The following is a 6,267-nucleotide window of genomic DNA, read 5'->3' on the forward strand; positions in this document are numbered from 1 at the left end:
CTGCTTGTAGTACCCAGCTATAGTTGTCACCCTAACGCGACAACTATAACTAGGCATTCCTGAACCGGACAAGGTGAATCAGAAAAATCGGGCAAGGTAGTTGACACGAGACACTACCCTCGCACGAGGGGGGCATTACCTGGGACGAGTGCCTGCCAACGTCAAATTTGAGGTCGAACAAGTCCTTGATGATGGCTCTTATCTCAGTTGGATTTATCCAGACCGCAAATCGAAGAAAAAAGGAGCCACTCGCATTCAAGTCCGAGTGGTTGAGTACACCATCGAGACAAGCGGACCATCCCAGCAGACCCTCACTTACCGATTGATCACCAGTTTGCTCGACGCTCAAGCGTTTCCAGCCTTGGTGTTAGCTCAGCAGTATCATCAACGTTGGGAAGTTGAAACCACGATTGATGAAGTCAAAACGCACTTACTGGGACGCAAAGTATCCATTCGTTCGCTTAAACCCCGAGAGGTGGTGCAAGAGATTTATGGAGTATTGCTAGGGCATTGGGCTGTGCGTTCACTCATGGTGCAAGCCGCACAACTCGAAGGCATTTCTCCCTTGCAGTTGAGTTTCACCGGCACCTTGCACGTGCTCCGTCGGGCAGTGGCTAAATTTCAAAGTGCAGCGACCGATGAGCTTCCCCTTTTTGGAGTTGGTTGATGCGCGAAATCCTCGATGCTCAACTTCCACCTCGTCAAGGCAGAGTTAATCCCAGAGTGGTCAAAAAGCCTAGGTCAAAGTTTCCTGCCAAGAAGCGTCATCATCTCAATCAGGGCACTCAACGACCGCAACTGATTTTTGCAATTCCTAGCTCTGCTTAAGCCTTATCCGAGAAGTATTGACAAGCGTGCAGGATTGAAACGGTGGCAATGGAATCAACGGGAGTTTACTGGATTGCGCTATTTCAAATTCTTGAAACTCGCGGCTTTGAGGTTAAGTTAACGTGAGTTCGGGTTAAGCTAAACGCTGCAAGGTTTGGTATAAAAGGCTTTAGGCAAAGGGTATTGCTGTAGGCTCTTCTCAATAAGGTTGTTTATTGAGAAAAATTGCATCTGTGGACCTTGCTGACAATAGCTTGATTCACTGCAACGAAATGAGGTACGAAAAATCAGGGGTTCTGACGATTTCTTATCCCGAACTCACGTTAAGTTAGTCAATGCTCATCATGTCAAAACCCTACCTGGTCGCAAAAGTGATGTGTTGGACTGTCAGTGGATACAGCAGTTGCACAGCTATGGCTTGCTCTCAGCCTCCTTTCGTCCTAATGACCAGGTCTGTGTACTCAGAAGCTACATTCGGCAGAGAGACAATCTGGTGCGAAGTGCCTGTGTTCATATCCAACGGATACAAAAGGCACTCACCGAAATGAATGTGCTGTTGCATCAAGTTGTTAGCGACATCACGGGTACGACAGGCATGTCAATTATTCGAGCGATTGTGGCGGGTGAGCATGACCCACAAACCTTAGCCGCTCTGGGTCATCCTCGCACTCGCCGCAGTGCAACAGAAATTGCTCAAGCCCTGCAAGGGGATTATCGGCAAGAGCATTTGTTTATTTTGCAGCAAGAACTCACACTTTACGATGCTTATCAAGTTCAACTTGCAGCTTGTGATGCTCAAATTGATCAGTGTTTATCAACCTTCGAGCCCACTTCAGAGATTGCCCTGCCCACCGCCGGTTCTCCCCGCCGTAAACCTCAAGATAATCAGCCTGCTTTCGATCTGCAAACCCACCTTGAACGGATTAGTGGTGTTGACTTTACCCGAATTGATGGCATGGGAGCATTGACGGTACAAACAATTTTGTCAGAGGTGGGGCTTGATGCTAGTCGCTTTCCCACGTCCAAGCATTTCACCTCCTGGCTCGGGTTGTGTCCGGGCAGTTGTATCACAGGCGGTAAGGTGAAAAACTCAAGAACGCGACGAGTCGTCAGTCGAGCGGCAAACGCTTTCCGAATGGCAGCAGTGGCAGCAGGCAAAACTCGCTCTGCCTTGGGTGCGTTCTACCGACGTTTACGAACTCGTCTAGGAGCACCGAAAGCCATTACAGCGACTGCTCATAAGTTAGCTCGCCTCTTCTACCGGCTCTGGAGTTCAGGCGGAAGTTATGACGATCCAGGGGTCAATTACTACGAGCAACGCTACCAGGAACAGATTGTCAAAGGTCTGCGGAAAAAGGCCCAAGCATTAGGATTTGACCTTGTTGCTACGCCCTCCGCTCAAATTGTTTCTTAGGAGAGGGATAGACTGCTCTACAAAGTTACAAATAACGTAACTCCGTTGTAACCATTGCCAAATCAAGCTTGTGGCTTGGTAAGGGAGCTTTTAACTCCCTATTGCCGTGACTTTAATTTCCCCTAGTGGTGACTTTCCTTCAAGGTGGTTACAGAACGTGTAACTTAGGTGTAACCATTCCGTATCAATGCTTTAGGGTTGTTTCAATTAATTAAACTTCCTATTGCTGTGACATCAACTTCCCCTAGTCGTGACTTCTTTAAAGACTATAAAGTTACAATCCTGGCTACTTCTGTAACCATTGCCAAACGTTGGTTCTAAGTAAACTTGATTCGTAACTTGTTCCCCCAATAGGGACAAGAAGCCCCCTTTTGATGACTTGAGTCAAATTTCATGTAACCTGCCAGCTGTTTGGTTACAACTATGCCTGGGGGCTTTTCTGAGGAAACGCCGCTAGATGTAGAAATAGTGCAAATAAATTCCGCCAGCTTTAGATCAGAATTTAGACAGATCCATTAAATCTGGAAGCTCAACTCGCCATCCTGAAACTATTCTGGTTCTGATCGTAACTTGGCTGTAACCATTAACAGAGAAGAATTTTAACTAACTTAGTCAGGGTTACACATCCCCTGGTCGTGACATCAATCCTCCCCTAGCGGTGACTTCGGAAGCAAATCGAAGTCGCAAATTGCTGTAACCCTGCTGTAACTATTACCGGCTCTTGACTTCAGATCATTTTGGTTGCAAACCGCAAAAGTAACCACCTTTGGCAGTGACTTCAATTTCCTCTGCCATTGACTTCACTGTCCCCTAGCGGTGACTCTATTCACCCCCAAACGTGACTTTAAATTTTCAAGTAACCCACGTAGTAAGGAATTTCAGGATCGTTACAAGACTGATCAGATCAATCAGATCGATCACTCTGTAACCCGCGATCGCAAAAATTTGGGGAGTACGCTTTAAACGCAAAAAGTACATCGGATCTTTTTGGGGATTACCTAAACGACCAAAATGCCCTAGAGCAAAAATTACGAACAAGCTCAGCGATGCCTGTTTAGAAATGCACTGCCCAACTAATCAAACCTCTCTGATTGCTTGATTCCAACACTTGTGGGCAAATTCCAAAAAAATTTCAGCGCGCTTTGCAAATGCTACTAAAATTTCCCAGAAATAACGAAAACCATTAGTCGTTATCTCCCCATTCAACTTTCAGCAACTCTTCCAGCAATTCCCCAATTTATGCGGCTGCTAGTCATTACCAACCTACAATGCATTGCTTCCATTATCAGGAAGTGAGTTTGCTGGCTATACAAATTTGCACATGTATCAACCAGGAGAAAGAACAATGGATTGAACGTAAGCCTTAGGACCTTAAAGCCCCAACTGCCGAACCAGGTGAGTCCTTAAGGTCTAAACATTACTGTGATCGAATAGAGCGTGAAGAGGCTAACCCAGTGCTTTGGCGAGTCAGGAGTTAGATTCCTCAGCTTTGCAGTGCTCATTTTAGTCGGGTTTTTTCAAAGGGCGCAAGTTCTTGACCATACATCTCTAACTCTTCTAAAACTTCGCAAAACGCTCTGTTCCTGCCCAGTTCTGCAATGACTCACCGCAAACCCGAGTAATTGGGCGAACCCTCCTGGTCTGCCTATTGCTCTCATTCCGTTTGTCTATTTGAACAGAGCATTTCATGATCATCCAACAAAATTTTCAATCATTCATTTCTTACGATCCCCAATTTATCAACTGCCATGAATCTGCAACTACTACAGCGGTTGTAGCACCGACGGGAGGTATGGCATGAATCTACCTGTGCCGCCTCGTGAGGTTGGTCCCTTGCCAAGGGATCCGTTGGGGAAACGGCTCTGCCAAATCTTCTCCTACGCCTGGAATGCGATCGTTAAAACCAATGACTCAGATAGCACTTGGCAAACAATCACAAAGCACCCGCTTGCTCCACGGGAGTTGTGGATGTGCTGGCAGGATGCGAATCAAATTGTGGGGACACGGTTTGACTCAAAAACTGTCCATGGCTTGATTGATTTAGATGTCACGGGAATGTACCACCCGAAACAGGAGGCTGAAGCATTGCCCTTGATGCGAGCAGCACTAGAAACGATTGGAATCACCCGCACGTTTCTGACTCAATCTAGCTTTAGCGGTGGGCTTCACCTGTGGATACCTCTGCCCAAGAAAGTTCCAACGTTTTGGTTGGGAGTGTCCATTCGACAATGTTTGGAAGCTCAAGGTTTCATCATTAAGCAAGGACAGTTAGAAATTTTCCCCAATCAAAAAGCTTATGCACGGAAAGGGGAGTTTACCCAATATCAGGGGCATCGTCTTCCCCTACAGCCCGCAACAGGGTCTCAACTCCTTGATAATGACTTGCAACCAGTGGCTGGGGGATTGGAGCGATTTTTTGAGCTTTGGGATCAGTGTGCCGTTGGGCAGGACATGGAGCAGGTGCAGAAGGCGATCGCCCAGGCTCAGAAGAACCACAAAAAGCGATGGACATCTCGAAACTCTTCGGTTGTAGACACATGGCGTACTGCTCTGGAGTTTGAAATCACAGAGGGTTGGACTGATTATGGACAAACCAATCACCTCCTAAAGCAGATTGCCTGCTATGGCGTTGTATTTTTGGGATTGAAAGGAGAAGCATTAGTCGAAAATGTTCAGCATACGGCAAGCCATTGTCCTGGGTATGGGCAGTGGTGCCGACATCAACATGAGATTGCGTTGCGTTGCAAGGTGTGGGCACGGGCTGCTGAGGGGTATTACTGGCCGCTTGGCACTGAGGGAACTCGACGGGGGAATATTCACTGTGGAGAAGGCGCTAATGCGACCACGGCGGTTAATCGAACCAATCAAGCGCGATCGGAAGATGCCCAAGCTCGAATTACTCAAGCCCTCGATCAATTAAAGCGAGAAGGGCAATTAGCGTTATACAACACAAAAACAGCTTTGGAGAACGCCATCGTTAGAATTGCCCGGTGTAGCAAAAACACAACTCAGAAATACAGCCATCTTTGGTATATCGCGGAGAGCAAAGCAACGGAACAGGTGTGTACTACTGATGCAGAGCCGATTCCAGCTTCCTTACCCCCTAATTTAACCGATCCTTCAAAATCGCTGAAATCCTCATCAGAAGAGGAAGTACATACCCAACCCTATATGAAAGGTAGGGAGCATCTTTCTGAATTTGGTTCGGACTCCTCTCAAATTTCTTTTCCTCCGGAAGGTACGGGGGGTTTATCCACAGCTCTAGCGCTGGGTGATGATAAAAATTCCGCCTTGTTCAATATGCTCCCCAAAGCAGGTAGTTCTGGTTTGAGCAAAAATGATGAATTGCACCAACCTGTTTCCTCTCTATCCAATCACTGTCCGCCTCAACCCACTCCATCGGACTCTTCTCCAAGACGGCAGTACTGGTCCCAGCCAAAACTTATAAATTCGTCATCTATAAATCGACTGTCTACACCTGGTTCAACAGTTGCTTCAACAATGCCTTCTGAAGCTTTAAGGCATGAGTTTGGTAAATTAGCAAAGCAAATGGGGTGGTCGTTAGAACATGCTAAGGAATTCATCAAACAACTTCTTGGCAAAACATTGCAAACTCTGGCGGAGGAAGATTGGCTCTTGCTTGTTTACCAGATGCGAAACCTTATGTCATCCTCTTAAATTTTGCAATCCTTCACGAGGAAACCGGCTTCATCCACCAACAGTCTTCATGATCCAACTATTCACTAGCCCTTATGTAAATCGCACTTATCCTGCTAACGATTTCTCGTTCCTCTGGTGATTTACAAGTCAAAAATCGAGGGTTTAAGGCTTATAGCAAATCGCGATCTGATTTGAAACTGTCAGAACTGAGTACTCAAATTGAGGGTAGAAGCCCCTGCCTGATAAACTAGCTTCTGCCCTCAACTTCCGTTTAGTCAGCCTTCGATGAATTGTCCTCACTGCAGCTCGGCTCACACCACTCGATTGCAACGCACTACTGATTTAGGTTACGCGATGTATCGCTG

At 46.7% G+C, this 6,267-nt stretch carries 3 protein-coding genes and 1 pseudogene; all 4 read left to right on the forward strand.

The window, feature by feature from the left end; all coding sequences use genetic code 11:
• Positions 1-115: 115 nt before the first annotated feature.
• Positions 116-667 (forward strand): annotated as a pseudogene (locus tag H6F88_RS02455) (transposase); the annotation flags it as partial.
• Positions 667-828: a hypothetical protein gene (locus tag H6F88_RS02460; RefSeq protein WP_190641159.1), complete on the forward strand. Its 162-nt coding sequence runs from the start codon at positions 667-669 to the stop codon at positions 826-828. The pseudogene H6F88_RS02455 and the gene H6F88_RS02460, both read left to right, overlap by 1 nt.
• A 286-nt stretch (positions 829-1,114) precedes the next feature.
• Complete coding sequence (locus tag H6F88_RS02465; RefSeq protein ID WP_347277653.1) at positions 1,115-2,242, forward strand: IS110 family transposase; 1,128 nt, start codon at positions 1,115-1,117, stop codon at positions 2,240-2,242.
• A gap of 1,797 nt (positions 2,243-4,039) precedes the next feature.
• Entirely contained in the window at positions 4,040-5,920 is a 1,881-nt protein-coding gene (locus H6F88_RS02470; protein ID WP_190641160.1) for a hypothetical protein, read from the forward strand.
• Positions 5,921-6,267 lie beyond the last annotated feature (347 nt).

Origin of the sequence: Oculatella sp. FACHB-28 (assembly GCF_014696015.1) — a bacterium.
In the GTDB taxonomy this organism is placed as follows: Bacteria; Cyanobacteriota; Cyanobacteriia; order Elainellales; family Elainellaceae; genus JAAUTN01.

Coding starts and splice junctions, on each gene's coding strand:
- H6F88_RS02460 (WP_190641159.1), top strand. CDS start 667: ATGCGCGAAATCCTCGATGCTCAACTTCCACCTCGTCAAGGCAGAGTT.
- H6F88_RS02470 (WP_190641160.1), top strand. CDS start 4,040: ATGAATCTACCTGTGCCGCCTCGTGAGGTTGGTCCCTTGCCAAGGGAT.